General features: G+C 66.2%; 12 protein-coding genes and 1 tRNA gene. 8 read left to right on the top strand and 5 right to left on the bottom strand.

Annotation, left to right across the window (positions count from 1 at the left end; all coding sequences use genetic code 11):
- Nucleotides 1–65: 65 nt before the first annotated feature.
- The 4 genes from PMI42_RS36155 to tsaD all read right to left on the bottom strand — a co-directional run bounded on the left by PMI42_RS36155 (nucleotide 66) and on the right by tsaD (nucleotide 3,864).
- Nucleotides 66–479 carry an EVE domain-containing protein gene (locus PMI42_RS36155; RefSeq protein WP_008144710.1) on the bottom strand — a complete coding sequence of 138 codons (414 nt, stop codon included), beginning with the start codon at nucleotides 477–479 and terminating at the stop codon, nucleotides 66–68.
- A 97-nt stretch (nucleotides 480–576) separates the two neighbouring features.
- Nucleotides 577–1,692, bottom strand: coding sequence for an alpha/beta hydrolase (locus PMI42_RS36160; RefSeq protein WP_008144712.1), 1,116 nt, complete (start codon nucleotides 1,690–1,692; stop codon nucleotides 577–579).
- 115 nt (nucleotides 1,693–1,807) lie between these two features.
- Nucleotides 1,808–2,788, bottom strand: a complete 981-nt coding sequence (locus PMI42_RS36165) for an NAD(P)H-dependent glycerol-3-phosphate dehydrogenase (protein WP_008144714.1) — start codon at nucleotides 2,786–2,788, stop codon at nucleotides 1,808–1,810.
- Nucleotides 2,789–2,790: 2 nt separating this feature from the next.
- Complete coding sequence (gene tsaD, locus PMI42_RS36170) at nucleotides 2,791–3,864, bottom strand: tRNA (adenosine(37)-N6)-threonylcarbamoyltransferase complex transferase subunit TsaD (protein ID WP_008144716.1); 1,074 nt, start codon at nucleotides 3,862–3,864, stop codon at nucleotides 2,791–2,793.
- Between the two features lie 162 nt (nucleotides 3,865–4,026).
- Between tsaD and PMI42_RS36175 the strand changes: the two genes are divergently transcribed.
- From PMI42_RS36175 to PMI42_RS36200, 6 genes are all read left to right on the top strand, one after another.
- Entirely contained in the window at nucleotides 4,027–4,818 is a 792-nt protein-coding gene (locus PMI42_RS36175) for a uroporphyrinogen-III synthase (RefSeq protein ID WP_008144718.1), read from the top strand.
- Between the two features lie 64 nt (nucleotides 4,819–4,882).
- Nucleotides 4,883–6,139, top strand: coding sequence for a COG4223 family protein (locus PMI42_RS36180; RefSeq protein WP_008144720.1), 1,257 nt, complete (start codon nucleotides 4,883–4,885; stop codon nucleotides 6,137–6,139).
- A gap of 36 nt (nucleotides 6,140–6,175) precedes the next feature.
- A complete protein-coding gene (locus tag PMI42_RS36185; RefSeq protein WP_008144722.1) occupies nucleotides 6,176–7,948 on the top strand; it encodes a heme biosynthesis protein HemY in 1,773 nt (590 codons plus the stop codon).
- 100 nt (nucleotides 7,949–8,048) lie between these two features.
- A tRNA-Thr gene (locus PMI42_RS36190) sits at nucleotides 8,049–8,124 on the top strand.
- Nucleotides 8,125–8,289: 165 nt separating this feature from the next.
- Nucleotides 8,290–9,897 (top strand): glycosyltransferase family protein, encoded by a 1,608-nt coding sequence (locus PMI42_RS36195; protein ID WP_035967945.1) that lies wholly within the window; start codon nucleotides 8,290–8,292, stop codon nucleotides 9,895–9,897.
- Nucleotides 9,898–10,005: 108 nt separating this feature from the next.
- Nucleotides 10,006–10,404, top strand: coding sequence for a hypothetical protein (locus PMI42_RS36200; protein ID WP_008144726.1), 399 nt, complete (start codon nucleotides 10,006–10,008; stop codon nucleotides 10,402–10,404).
- A 75-nt stretch (nucleotides 10,405–10,479) separates the two neighbouring features.
- On the opposite strand, the gene PMI42_RS36205 is transcribed toward PMI42_RS36200, so the two are convergent.
- On the bottom strand, nucleotides 10,480–11,541 hold the full coding sequence (locus PMI42_RS36205) for a polysaccharide deacetylase family protein (RefSeq protein ID WP_008144728.1): 1,062 nt from the start codon (nucleotides 11,539–11,541) through the stop codon (nucleotides 10,480–10,482).
- 254 nt (nucleotides 11,542–11,795) lie between these two features.
- Between PMI42_RS36205 and PMI42_RS36210 the strand changes: the two genes are divergently transcribed.
- Together PMI42_RS36210 and PMI42_RS36215 are read left to right on the top strand one after the other, a co-directional pair.
- A complete protein-coding gene (locus PMI42_RS36210; protein WP_008144730.1) occupies nucleotides 11,796–12,101 on the top strand; it encodes a hypothetical protein in 306 nt (101 codons plus the stop codon).
- Between the two features lie 168 nt (nucleotides 12,102–12,269).
- Nucleotides 12,270–12,482: a hypothetical protein gene (locus PMI42_RS36215; protein WP_008144732.1), complete on the top strand. Its 213-nt coding sequence runs from the start codon at nucleotides 12,270–12,272 to the stop codon at nucleotides 12,480–12,482.
- The last annotated feature ends 93 nt before the right edge of the window (nucleotides 12,483–12,575 follow it).

Genomic DNA, 12,575 nt, shown 5'->3' on the forward strand with positions numbered 1-12,575 from the left:
CGGGGTCGTGCGACATGAAGACTTTCCCGGATTGCGCTGCGCTCCATCCGGGCTACGGCGGTGACTTACATCCCGCCCATCTTGCAGACGAGCTTCCACTCCTCGGCCGTCACCGGCTGCACCGAGAGGCGCGAATATTTCACCAGCGCCATATCGGCGAGCTTCTTGTCCGCCTTGATCGCCGCCATCGTCACCGGCGTCTTCAAAGGCTTGTCGGCCTTGATGTCGACGCAGACGAATTTCTCGGTCTTGTCGGTCGGGTCCGTATAGGCCTCCTTGATGATCTCCGCGATGCCGACGATCTCCTTGCCCTCGTTGGAATGATAGAAGAACGCCTTGTCGCCCTTCTTCATCGCGACGAGGTTCTGGCGCGCGGTGTAATTGCGCACGCCGGTCCAGGCCTCGCCCTTGGCGCCCTTCGCCACCTGCTGGTCCCAGGACCACACCGACGGTTCGGATTTCACCAGCCAGTAGTTCATCGCAACTTGCCCCATTCACGGATCGCTTACGTGCCGCGACCATACAGGCACGCGGATGCCCGCGACAAGCACGGGCATCCGATATCGATCGCGGCGCTCACTCCTTCAGATATCGATCGAAGAATTTTGCGATATCGGTGAAGGCTTCCCTTGTCTCCGGCGCATTGATGTTGAACTGGTACTGCGCGTGCGACTGGCCCTCATAGACGTTGAGATCGGCAATCACGCCGGCGCGGCGCAATTTGCGATGCGTGCGCACCGTGTTGCTGAGGAACAGGTCGCGCGTGCCCGAGGTCAGGATGGTCGGCGGAGAACCCTTGAAGTCGCCATAGATCGGCGAGATGTAGGGATTCTTCAGGTCGGTGCCGTTGGCATAGAGCTTTGCGGCGCGGCCGAGCCAGCCGTCCCAGGTCACCAGCACGTTGTCGACCCACTCGTTGCTGGCATAGGTGTCGCCGACCTTGTCGATATCGGACCATGGCGTCCCCGGCGCGATCGCGGCCGGCTTCGGCAGCTTCTCGTCCTTGGCCCGCAGCACCATCGCAAGCGTCATCGCGCCGCCCGTCGACGTCCCGAAGATCGCCATCCGGCGCGAATCGTGCGTCTTCGTGACTTCCTTCCAGACCGCCATCGCATCGTCCATCGCGGCGGGGTAGGGGAAATCCGGCGGCATGCGGTAGTCGACCGAGATCACCTTGAAGCCGCCGAAACCGGCCATCATGATCGCCTCGGGTAGCGCGGCCTCGCCGGGTCCGAACACGTAGCCGCCGCCATGGACGTGGACCAGAAGGCGGCGCCGGTTCTCGGGCGGGATCCTGTTCGGCGTGACGATGAAGCAATGCACGCCCGCGATCTTCGTCTCCTCGACCTTGACGCCGAGCTTCTCCTTCATCGCAGGAACGCCCGCGATCGACAATTTTGCGCGGCGATCGATCAGCTCCTTCCACTCCGCCGGAGTCTTCGGGTCCGCATTGAAATGCGGCGGAAACGGTGCGCCGATCATGGCCTGCATGTCGGGACTGACGTCGTTGGCCGGATTGACGATCGATTTGACCGGCGCGACCCGCTTGCCGTTCTCGGCATTGGCGGCCGCCTCGTTCTTGGCGAGCTCGTCATAGGAGAGAGCGGCCTGGGCGCGCACGGCGGTCGGCAGCGTAATGGCGGCAAGCGTGATGATGGCGATCGAAACGATCGCATGATGCGGTTTGCGCATGCGTTCTTCCCCTGGATCCATTTCGTTATTGTTGGACCGGGATCCTGCGGTGTGCCGTCAGGCTAGACCAGCATGCGGACGTCGTGAAGTGCAACCTGCGTGGCCCGGACCGCCGTCATTCCTCGGCCTTGAACGGCCGCGTCAGCAGCCCTTCGATCGCTGCGTCGATCGTCAATCTTTCGTCCAGGATGGCGGCCACCGCTTGCGAGACCGGCATGTCGACGTTCCGCGCGGCGGCGAGCTCGACCAGCACCGGCGCCGTGAAAGCGCCTTCCGCAAGCTTGCCGGCCGGTGCGGCCTCGCCACGACCGAGTGCAATCCCGAGCGCGAAATTGCGCGATTGCGCAGTCGAGCAGCTCAGCAGGAGGTCGCCGAGGCCGGAGAGGCCCGAGAGGGTTTCGGTGCGCGCGCCGCAGGCGCGGCCAAGCCGCGCCAGCTCGCTGAAGCCGCGCGTGGTCAGCGCGGCGAGGGCGGAGGCGCCGAGATTGCGACCGACCACGATGCCGGCGGCGATGGCCAGCACGTTCTTGGCCGCGCCGCCGATCTCGACGCCGCGGACGTCGGTGGAGTGATAGGGTCGGAATGTGGGCGAGCCCAGCGCCTGCACCAGTGCGCTAGCCAGGGCCTCGTCCTTTGCCGCAAGCGTCACCGCCGTCGGCAAGCCGCGCGCGACGTCGTCGGCAAAGCTCGGGCCCGACAGGATCGCGGGCACTGCATGCGGCGCAGCCTCCGCGATCACTTCGGTCATGAATTTGTGGGTGCCGTGCTCGATGCCCTTGGCGCAGGCGACGATCGGCACAGGCTTCGCCAGATGCGAGGCCAGCATGTTGACGGCGCCGCGCAGATGCTGCGCCGGCGTTACGATCAACAATGTGTCAGCACGCGCAGCTTCCGCGAGATCGTGCGTGACGACGATCTCCGGCGCCAGCCGCACGCCCGGCAACCGCGGATTTTCGCGAGTCGATGCGATGCGCGCGGCATGCTCGGCAGTGCGTGCCCAGAGCGTCACGTTCCGTCCGGCGCGTGCCGCCACCGTCGCCAGCGCCGTGCCCCAGGCGCCCGCGCCAATCACCGCGACCGATCGGAACACGGTCATGGCTAGTATCCCGCCCGTGTCTTGCCGTAACCCGCCGGCGCGGTCGCGCTGGCATCGAGCAGCCAGCGCGCCCGGGGTTGGGCTTCCATCGTGTCGGTCAGGCCGAGCGCGAGGCGCTCGGCGCCGGCCCAGGCGATCATCGCGCCATTGTCGGTGCAGAGTGCGGGCGGCGGCATGATCAGTTGCGTCCGCGCTTGCCTGGCAACGTCATGCAGCGCGCCGCGGATCGCCTGATTGGCGGCGACGCCGCCGGCGGCCACCAGCGCATGCGGTGCGCCGAACCGCTCGCGGAAAAGCCTCAATCCGACGCTCAATCGATCCGCCGTCGAATCCAGCACGGCGGCCTGAAAACTCGCGCAGAGATCGCTCACATCCTGCGGCGTGATTTCGGTCAGGCGGCTCGCCTCCGTGCGCACCGCGGTCTTCAATCCCGACAGCGAGAAATTGGCATCCGGCCTGCCCTGCATCGGCCGCGGCAAGGCAAAGCGCGTCGCATCGCCGTTTGCCGCCGCGCGCTCGACCTGCGGTCCGCCGGGATAGGGCAGGCCCAGCATCTTCGCGACCTTGTCGAAGGCTTCGCCGATGGCATCATCGACGGTGGTCCCGAGCCGCACATACTCGCCGACGCCGGTGACTGCGACGATCTGGGTGTGGCCGCCCGAGGCGAGGAAGAGGCAATAGGGAAATTCGATTCCGTCAGTGAGACGCGGCGTCAGCGCATGCGCCTCCAGATGGTTCACCGCCACCAGCGGTGTGTCATGCACCATCGCGATTGCCTTCGCGGTGGTGAGTCCGACGATGACGCCGCCGATCAGCCCCGGCCCCGCAGCCGCCGCGACACCGCTGAGCTGGGCATAGTCGATGCCGGCCTCGTGCATGGCGCGGTCGATGATGCCGTCGAGCACGTCGACATGCGCGCGCGCGGCGATCTCCGGCACGACACCGCCGAAACGGGCATGCTCCTCGATCTGGGACCGCACGATGTTGGACAAAATCTTGCCGCTGCCGTCAGGCGCGCGCTCGATCACCGCTGCGGCGGTCTCGTCGCAGGTGGTTTCGATACCCAATACCAGCATTGGCGAATTGTTATCCAATTTGCGCCCTTCTCGCCCCCTTGCGCTCATCCGCAAAGCAGAGTTCTGGTACGTCCGGTAGCATTCCGGGGTCGGCTTGCGCAATCGTCACGCGCAGCCATCCCGGCGGATGCGTCACCGTCACGCGGTTCGGGAACATGAGCGATGTCCATTCTTGTCACACGGCCGCATCCGGACAATGAGGCGACGGCCGACAATCTGCGCGCGCGGGGACATGTGGTGCTGCTCGCGCCGGTGCTCAAGTTCGAGGCGGTCGCGTTCCACGACGAGAGCGAGGCGAACTACAGCGCCATCATCGTCACATCGGCCAATGCGATCCGTGCCGTCTCGCCGCAATTGCAGGATCTTGACTTAAAGAAACTTGGCTTAAGGGACCTTGGCTTGAAGAACCTTGGCCTGCTGGAGCTGCCGCTGTTTGCGGTCGGCGAACACACCGCGACGGCTGCGCGCGACGCCGGCTTTGCCAAGGTCATTGTCGCCGGCGGCGATGCGGCGGCCTTGCGCGACAAGGTCGTTCAAAGTGCGCGCGAGAAGGTCCTGAAAAGGAAGAGCACGCTGCTCTATCTGGCGGGCGCCGATCTGTCGCGCGATCTCGGCGGCGAGCTCGGTGCCGAAGGATTCAACGTGGTCACGCAGACCACCTATCGCATGGCGCCGGTCAAGCATCTGCCGCGCGAGGTCTGTGAGGGCTTTGCCGCCCATGGCGTCGAGGCGGTGCTGCATTACTCCCGGCGCAGCGCGCGGGCCTTCCTGGAGGCGGCACGGGATGAAGGCGTCGAAATCTCGGCGCTGGCGATCCCGCAATGCTGCCTGTCCGAGACCGTCGCCGCGGTGCTGCGCGATGCCGGTGCGTCGCAGGTTCTGGTGGCTGCGTCGCCGGACGAAAATGCCTTATTTGACACCTTGGAGCGTGCGTTGCGCACCCGTTTGGCGTAAGAGGTCGGGCCGAATCCGACGCAATCGGGTCCGCTCTGGTATGGAAGTGTGAGGAACCGTCACGATGGCCGACGACAAGCCTGAAGACGCAGGATTGGCCCCGGAGTCCGGCCGCGCCAAGCGCACCCCGCCCACCATCGACCTCGAGGCAACCGAAGTCTCGACCCAGCCCCAGGAGACGGCCGCTGAACCGGAGCCTCAGCACGCGACCGGGCAGGCTGCGCATGATCAGGCCACGGTTGAGGAAGCCAAGTCCGACGAAGCCAAATCCGAGGAATTGAAGTCCGAGGAAGCCAAGCCCGAGCCGCAGCCCGTCGAGGAACAGTCCTCCGTCGCATCAGCACCTGTATCACCCTGGGTCGTCGCTCCATTGTCTGGGGCTGTGGCGGCGGCTGCTGTGATCGGGGTCGGCTGGATGCTGGGCTGGCCCTCGGTGCAGGCGCCGCCGGCCGCGCCGCAAGTGACGAGCGCGACGGTCGACGCACTGAGCGGTCGCGTCGCGGCGGTCGAAGCCAAGGCCGGCAGGCCCGCGCCCGATCCGGCCATGGCGGCGCGGATCGACGCGCTGGAAAAATCCTTCACGGCCTTGCGGGGCGACATCGCCAATCTGCGCGCGCAATCCGACAAGACCGCGAGCGCGTTGAACGACGCGAAATCCGCCCCACGCGACACGGCTGCGTCGTCCGATCTCGCCAACCGCGTCGCGCAGCTCGAGCGCGCCAGCAAGACCGAGCGGGCCGAGCTCGCGCAGCAGGGCGAGAAGATCGCCGACGCCAGGACCACGGATGACAAGCCGCTGCGTCATGTCGTGGCGGCCGCCCTGCTCGATGTCGCCGTTCGTCATGGCGATCCCTATCAGTCGCAGCTGTCCGCGGCGCGCTCGCTCGCCGCCAAGCCCGAACTCCTCAAGCCGCTTGATACCTTTGCATCGTCAGGCATCCCGACGCCGGTTGCGCTCAGCCGCGAGCTGCTCAACATCGTGCCGAAATTGTCGCCGCCGGCGGAAGTCCCGGCCGCCGGTGCGGGCATCGTCGAGCGCCTTCAGGCGGGGGCGTCGAAGCTCGTCCGGATCGAGCGCACCGATGGCGTCGGCAATGATCGCGGCGCCGTCGTCGCGCGGGTGACGGCCGCGGCGCTCCGCAACGATTTCGTCGAGGCGCGGCGCGAGCTGAAGACGCTGCCCGAGGCCGATCGCGCTCCGGCGCAGGCCTGGCTCGACAAGACCGATGCCCGCGAAGCCGCGCTCGCCGCTTCACGCAAATTTGCCGACGATGCCATGGCGGATCTCGCCAAGCCCGATGCGGTCAAGCCTGCTCAATAAAGGTTCGCGCAACAATCAGCGCGTATAGGGATCGCCATGCTTCGCATCGTCCTCTTTCTCGTTTTGATTGCGCTCGCAGGCGCGGGCGCGGCCTGGGTTGCTGACCAGCCCGGCGAAGTCGTGATGACCTGGGGCGGCTGGCGCGCCTCGCCGACCATTCCGGTGTTCGTGCTGCTTCTCGGCCTGTTTGCCGTGGCGGTCGTCCTGCTCTGGAGCATCCTGACCGCGACCTGGCGCTTGCCGGGCCGCATGCGGCGCCGCCGTCACGAAAAGCGCCACGCCCGCGGCCGCCACGCCATCACCCAGGGCCTGCTCGCGATCGGTCATGGCGATACCGGCCTCGCCCGCCGTCACGCCGATACTGCACGGCGGCTTGCCGCAAACGATCCGCTCGCGTTGCTGCTGCATGCGCAGTCGGCTCAGCTCGCGGGCAATCGTGTCGAGGCGCAGCGCGCCTTCCGCGCCATGGCGGAGCGCGAGGATACCCGCCTGCTCGGCTTGCGTGGCCTGTTCATCGAGGCGCAACGCGCCGACGACGCGGTCGGTGCCGTGATGATCGCGGAGGAAGCGATCAAGCTGTCGCCGTCCTCGACCTGGGCCTCGCATGCGGTGCTGGGCTTCCGCTGCGCGCGCGGCGACTGGAGCGGCGCGCTGGCGATCCTGGATTCGAACCTGTCCGCAGGCCTGATCGACAAGCAGGCCTATCGCCGCCAGCGCGGCGTGCTGCTCACCGCGCGCGCGCTGGAACTGGAAACCATGGACCGCGACGTCGCGCGCGAGAGCGTGATGGAGGCGATCAAGCTCGCGCCGACTCTCGTGCCGGCCGCGGTGCTCGCGGCAAAGTTCGAGAGCGAGGCGCATCAGGTGCGCCGGGCCATGAAGCTGGTCGAGGCCGCCTGGCTCGCCAATCCTCATCCCGATCTCGCCGAGGCCTATGCGCATGTGAAGCTCGCCGATTCCGCGCGGCAGCGGTTGCAGCGGGTCGAGACGCTCGCGGCCAAGACGCCGGCCGACAAGGCCGGTCATGTCGAAGGCCAGCTCGCGATTGCGCGCGCCGCGATCGATGCCTCCGAGTTCGCCCGCGCGCGTGCGGTGCTGGCGCCTTACGTCAACGATCCGACGCAGCGCATCGCGCTGCTGATGGCCGAGCTCGAGCGCACCGAGCATGGCGATGGTGGCCGGGCCCGCGCCTGGACCTTGCGCGCGGTGCGCGCCCGCCACGATCCGGCCTGGACCGCCGACGGTTATGTCAGCGACCGCTGGCGCCCGGTTTCGCCGGTGACCGGTCGTCTCGACGCTTTCCAGTGGCAGACGCCGGTTGCGAGCCTGCCCTCGGACAAGGGCGCCATGATCGAAGCCTCGGCCTTCGAGGAAGCCATGCTGGCGGCCCCGCCGCCGAAACGGGTGACGGCGGCTCCGAGCGAAAGCCCGGTGGAACCGGTCGAGGTCGCCCTGGCTCCGGTGCCGGCCGCCCAGGACAATTTGCCCCCTGAGGCCAAGGAAGCGTCCGACGAGGTCGCCAAGGACGAGCCGGTGGTCACGCCCGCCGAGCCGGCCGAGCCGACCCAAGAGCCCGCCGAATCATCGCCGGTCGCAGCAACTCCGGTGTTCCGGACCCGCGCCGACCTCGGCAAGCCCGCATCTGCCCCGATTCCCGCCGTCATCCCGATCGTCCGGGCCCCTGATGATCCCGGCATCGATGACGAGGGCCCGAGCGATGAATTTGCGGAACAAATCGGCACGTCCAAGGCCCATGCAAAGGCCCAGGCCGGCGGCTGGCGCGGATTCTGGTCCCGCTGGGGCGCGTGAGGCGCATTTCGAACCCCGCTCCACCTTGCCAATTCGGGCCATGCCCGATATCAGGAGCGCGCGTATCGGGGCCGGCATCGCTTCGTCCCCGGCAGGGTTCGCCGCAATAGCTCAGTCGGTAGAGCACGTCATTCGTAATGACGGGGTCGGGGGTTCGAATCCCTCTTGCGGCACCAGCGCCCCAATTCATCCGATCGCCACAAGCCGTCGTTTTACGCGCGGAAGTGCTGCGCGTTGCGCTCGGCGCCTGTGCTACTACGATGCGCCGCGGACAAATGCGTGTGGCGGGGCAAGTGGTGGGTACGGAGAGCAGGGCCGGAACGACGGATCGGGCCACATGGTTGCGGATCGCCGGTCTCGTCATCCTGGCCGCTTGCATCACCGCAATCGTCGCCTCGCGATCGCTCGAAGCCTCGCAGCTGCACGGCCGGCTGTCCGTCCCGCCGCTCTATGACGACGTCTCCTACTTCCTCGACGCCATCAGGTGGATGAATGCGGCGAGCGACCGAAGCATCTTCGCCAGCGCCTGGGACATGCTGCATCACCATGCGCCGTTCTCGACATTGGTGGCGGCGATCGGGCTGGCCCTGTTTCCCGGCAGCTTCATCGGGCCCTACCTCGTCCACGCCGCCGTCGTCTTTGCGTTCCTGCTCGGGATCGTCTGGCTGGTCTGGCGCCGGCCCGTGTTGGAGATCGCGGCGTGTCTGATTGCCGTGCCTTGCGTGCCGGTGTTGTGGCACACGGTCACCGAAGCGCGGCCGGACTTGCCCTCGGGTCTTGCCATCGGCCTTGCCGCCGGAGCGATCGTCCACCGCAGCGTGCTCGCTCGCAGCGCGGGCTCGCTCGCCGCCCTGGGCGTTGCCTGCGCACTGGCCGCCGGCATCAAGCCGACCGCATTCCCCGCCGCGCTTGCGCTGCTCGGCAGCGCGTTCGCGATCCGGCTGTTGGTCGATTGCATCGAGGCCGGCGGATTGCGGCTGTCGCTCCGCGCCGCACTCGGCGCGCTTCTCCGGTTCGTGTTGCCGTTGATCGCGACCACGGCCGTGCTGATCGGGCCCGCGCTGGTCGAGACCGTCACCTACATCTTCAATGTGTTCGTCGGCCAGCGCGATCTCTGGACGACGGGTGAAACTTTTTGGGCCGGTCTGCTGCGCTTCTCGATCGGCGGCGAAGGACAATTCGGCCTGCACTATTGGCTCGCCATCGGGCTGGCCTTGATGGGGCTGCGTTTCCTGCTCGCGGCGATTCACGGCAAAGCCGCGCTGCTTGACGCCGTCGTGCTGCTCGCGGCCGTGCTGATCGCCTATGCGATTCCCTCCGTGGCGGAGATCAAGACCTATTATTTCGGCGCGATGTTCTATGGCCTGTTCATCGTCGCGATGGTTCTCAACGGCTGCGCCAGCCTGGCGCTCGTCGAAGCACTGCTCGCTCGCTTTGGTCTCGGCAACGGCGTTCGCCGCTACATGCTCACCGCAGGCCGCTTGCTTGCGCTTGCACTCGTCGTCCAGTTGTTCGTCAGCCACGTCGTCATCGGCCAGATCAGCACGGCGACACCGCTGAGCGCGCAGCAGCAGGAGAGCATCCGCCTCGCGACCGAGCGGCTCTGGTTGCTTCTGCGCGATGCGAAGCCGGAAAAGTCCGGCCCGCTCACCGTCGCCTTCTCGAGCCCCTATCCGGTGACGTCGGCGACCATCCAGCTCTATGCCGCGCAGGCCAGGATGGATCTCGTCGTGCGCAACGAATTTTTTCACCGGACCGCACAGGCGACGGGCGATGCGCTGTTGCAGTCGGAGATCCTCGTGCTGTCGAGCTCGATTCCGCACACGCTGCTCGGGCCCCGGATCGGTGACGAACTGATCGCCCGCATGGACGCGGAAAAGGGGCTCTGCCGGTTCGAGACCCAGACATTTCCCGATGTGACGCTGCGGGTCTATCGGCACGGGTGCTGATTGCGGCCGTCCGGGTTCGAAAGGGGCGGCAGCCATGTGATGTTGATCACATAATCCCGGCCGCGCCTTCCTTAGGGTCCCGGTCACGCAAACACGGGGAGATTTCACATGCGCAAGATCATTCTGGTCGCCGCCATGGTCCTGGCTTCCGCATCTGCCCAGGCTGGTGGCCCACGCAGCCTCTCGCTGGCCACGGCCGATGAGCACACCTCGGCTTCGCTGACGCCAGCGCCGACCACCGCCACGACGCTGATGAGCGAGGTCGCGCCAGCCACGGAAGCTCCGAAATATGTCGATCGTCCGCCGGCGATCCCGGCCCCTCCGCCCGCTGCGGTGGCTCCTCCCGCCGTGACCACGACGATTTCTGCGCCGGCTGCGACGATCAAGCCGGCCGCTGCCGGGCCCGCGACCAGGACGACGGCAAAAGCGGACAAGCCGAAGCGCAAGCGCGGCTGGACCGAAGGCCGCATCATCAGCGAGCTGCATCGCCACGGCATCTATTGGTGAGGCGGACAGCTCATTCCAAAATGCAAATGGCCGGGCGAAAGCCCGGCCATGCGCGTATCGAAGCGTTGGTCGCGTTTATTGCGAGACCGTCTGCACCACGCTCGAGATCGGACGCGCGTTTGTGCTTGCGGTCGGCACCTTCAGATCCTTCATCACCGCCTCGTCATATTCCGGCAGCGACTGGAGGGTCGTCTTGGCCTTCATCTGCACGACCTTGTAGCCGCCGGCCTTCAGCCGCGCGAGCAGCGCCGGCATGGCTTCGCCGGTATGCTTCTGGAAGTCGTGCATCAGGATGATGCCCTTGCCGAGCTTGTCGAGCCTGGTCATCACGGTCTCGATGATCTTCTCCGGCGTGGCACCCTTCCTGAAGTCGAAGGAGTCGATGTCGGTCGAGAACATCGCGACGTTGCGGGTGCCGAAATAGCTCACGATCGACGGATTGTGCTGGAGCTGCGGGAAGCGGAAGAACGGCGCCGGGTTGGTGCCGAGCGCGTATTTCACCGCGCTGATGCCCTTTTCGACCTCGTCCTTGGCCATCTGCTCGGTCATCTTCTTGCCGTTCAGATTGACGTGCGACCAGGTGTGGGTGCCGACCGTATGGCCCTGGGCCAGCACCTGGCGCAGGATTTCCGGATGATAGGTCGCGTGCTTGCCGACCGAGAAGAAGAGGCCCTTGGTGCATTCATCGGCGAGCGCCTTCAGCACTGCGGGCGTGTTCACCGGCCAGGGGCCGTCGTCGAAGGTCAGCACGACCTCCTTGTCGGTCAGGAAGTCGAACTGCTTGAAATGATCGAAGCCGAAGCCGGGACCGCCCGTCGTGTCGATCTCGACCACGCGGGACACACCCAGCGCGTTCGGATTGGCGCAGGCCTGCTTCGGCTGCACCGGCATGGCCGGAGCGGGCGCAGGCACTGCTGCCTGGGCAACTGTCGCCGGCTTGGCCGCGATCGCCGCGGTGGTTGCGACGTCATCCTTGGCGGCAAGCTTCGCCGGTGCCGGCAACGGATCGGCGGCACGGGCGGCAATTGTCTTGGGAGCGCCCTGATCGGCGCGCGAGGAATAATAAAACCAACCGCCGGCGGCGATCACGACCGCCGCAAGGACACTGGCCAACATCAGGCCCAACGCATTACGCATCGCTACTCTTTCCAATTACGCAACCAAACCTGCGGAATCTCCCGCGCGACGAGCCATTAATGCGAAGGAACAGTTAACGTGACACCAACACGACAGCGGATGCGGAGGAATTTCAGCGAAGTGCGCCAAAGTGACCGAAGTCACAGAGGGGTGGCCGGCTGTGACCGTCATCACAGTGGAAACTGTTTTGCTGGAGCATCGTAGTTCCCATCAACAACGGGCGTTCGCCACGGCGGCGCCAATGGGAGCTTCAAATGACGAAGTCGATCACCGCCAAGTCCTTGAGTACCAAGATCCGCGACACCAGCCTGGCTCTGGGCTTTGCCGCCATCGTCTCGATCGTCTCGACCACCTCGAGCTTCGCCTTCTCGGCCGAGGCGCAGCAGCAGTGCACCGGCGACGCCTTCCGCCTGTGCTCCTCCGAAATCCCCAACATCCCGAAGATCACGGCGTGCATGATGAAGCATCGCTCCGACCTGAGTGCCGGCTGCCGCGCGGTGATGGACAAGGACCTCGCCAAGGGCGCTTCACGCAAGGTCGCTGACGTCCAGGACCAGTAAGCGCAACATCGCGATCGTTGCGTCGGTCAGCTCCCCCTCGCGACGTGCCCCGGCGCCAAGCCGGGGCCACGAGGTGGTACCATGTGGCCCGCCAACAAAGCCGTTGCGGCTGAGGGATCGTCGCACTAGCTTCGCCCGCACGTTCTTCCGGGTAAGAGGCATTACGCGATGACCAGGTTTCTTTTCGTTATTTCCTTGCTCCTGTGCGCATCGAGCGCCTCCGCGCAGCAGCCCGGACACGATGCCTGCGCGCGCGATGTGACGCGCTTCTGCCGCGCCGTGATGAACAACGGCGACGGCGCCGTGCTGGCTTGCCTCAAGCAGAATCGCACGCGGCTGAGCAAGGGCTGCGACAAGGTGCTGACCGATCACGGGCAGTAACTGTTTTCGTAGCCCGGATGGAGCGCAGCGAAATCCGGGGTTCTATCCGTGCGGTGAGATTGTCCCGGATTGCGCTGCGCTCCATCCGGGCTA

Origin of the sequence: Bradyrhizobium sp. YR681, assembly GCF_000282615.1 — a bacterium.
Taxonomy (GTDB): domain Bacteria; phylum Pseudomonadota; class Alphaproteobacteria; order Rhizobiales; family Xanthobacteraceae; genus Bradyrhizobium.

Bases quoted from the DNA above. Each gene is read 5' to 3' on its own strand.
- PMI42_RS36155 (WP_008144710.1), bottom strand. From the start codon at position 479: ATGAACTACTGGCTGGTGAAATCCGAACCGTCGGTGTGGTCCTGGGAC.
- PMI42_RS36160 (WP_008144712.1), bottom strand. From the start codon at position 1,692: ATGCGCAAACCGCATCATGCGATCGTTTCGATCGCCATCATCACGCTT.
- PMI42_RS36165 (WP_008144714.1), bottom strand. From the start codon at position 2,788: ATGACCGTGTTCCGATCGGTCGCGGTGATTGGCGCGGGCGCCTGGGGC.
- tsaD (WP_008144716.1), bottom strand. From the start codon at position 3,864: ATGCTGGTATTGGGTATCGAAACCACCTGCGACGAGACCGCCGCAGCG.
- PMI42_RS36175 (WP_008144718.1), top strand. From the start codon at position 4,027: ATGTCCATTCTTGTCACACGGCCGCATCCGGACAATGAGGCGACGGCC.
- PMI42_RS36180 (WP_008144720.1), top strand. From the start codon at position 4,883: ATGGCCGACGACAAGCCTGAAGACGCAGGATTGGCCCCGGAGTCCGGC.
- PMI42_RS36185 (WP_008144722.1), top strand. From the start codon at position 6,176: ATGCTTCGCATCGTCCTCTTTCTCGTTTTGATTGCGCTCGCAGGCGCG.
- PMI42_RS36200 (WP_008144726.1), top strand. From the start codon at position 10,006: ATGCGCAAGATCATTCTGGTCGCCGCCATGGTCCTGGCTTCCGCATCT.
- PMI42_RS36205 (WP_008144728.1), bottom strand. From the start codon at position 11,541: ATGCGTAATGCGTTGGGCCTGATGTTGGCCAGTGTCCTTGCGGCGGTC.
- PMI42_RS36210 (WP_008144730.1), top strand. From the start codon at position 11,796: ATGACGAAGTCGATCACCGCCAAGTCCTTGAGTACCAAGATCCGCGAC.
- PMI42_RS36215 (WP_008144732.1), top strand. From the start codon at position 12,270: ATGACCAGGTTTCTTTTCGTTATTTCCTTGCTCCTGTGCGCATCGAGC.